Annotated in this window: 1 protein-coding gene; it reads left to right on the top strand. The window is 62.8% G+C overall.

Features of this window, described 5'->3' with window-relative positions; genetic code table 11:
* Window positions 1-306: hypothetical protein (locus H9639_RS16995; protein WP_225219738.1), on the top strand; the 306-nt coding region annotated here is incomplete at its 5' end.
* Between the last annotated feature and the right edge of the window lie 390 nt (window positions 307-696).

Here is a 696-nt window from a genome sequence, read left to right on the forward strand (position 1 = left end):
GTTTGGCCGCCATGCTTCGGGCGCTTTCTCAGCGTCCCGGCCGCGGCGACTCAGAAAACATTACACGGCGCCGGGCGGGCGTGCAAATCGGATCAGGGTGTCCTGCGCCACGCCCCGGAGAGCCCCGTTTCGCTGCCGCTCGGGCCGGGCAAAATTCCGGTTGAATCAGGAGTTTTGGACCAGCAGACAGCCGTGGAATCCGTAAAACTAAGTATACGAATAATTCGTCTGCTTTATATCTTCGCAATGACGCAGCGCCTATTTCGCGACTCCCAGGTGGAGACCCCGATTCGCGGTGGTAAGTGATGACGCAGAGCACCGGCCGAGGGTTCCCCCCAGGTCCAGAGTGCTGGCCCAGGTGCCGGCGGACCGCCAGCCTGAATCGGGTGCCGAATGAATCGTGCCAATCAGCAGCGGTACCTGCGGGTATGTACCGCCGCGCACACCAGAGCCAGGTCGTTTACGTCGCGGTTGCTCCTCACCATCCGGCGGAAGACAGGACCTGCTCTGCCGGTATGGCGAGGGAAGGTCTACCTGTCCCCTTCAATGGTCTGTTTCAGTCCGGTCCCCGTGCTGACTCCCTTTCGCGCCGTTGATAGCGCCGGCGTCGCCCGTTACGCCCGTTGTGCGTACGGTGTCCTTTCGCGCCCTCTATGGCGCCGGCGTCGCCCGTTGTGCGTACGGTGTCCTTTCGCG

This window comes from Arthrobacter gallicola (assembly GCF_014836775.1).
In the GTDB taxonomy this organism is placed as follows: domain Bacteria; phylum Actinomycetota; class Actinomycetes; order Actinomycetales; family Micrococcaceae; genus Arthrobacter_B; species Arthrobacter_B gallicola.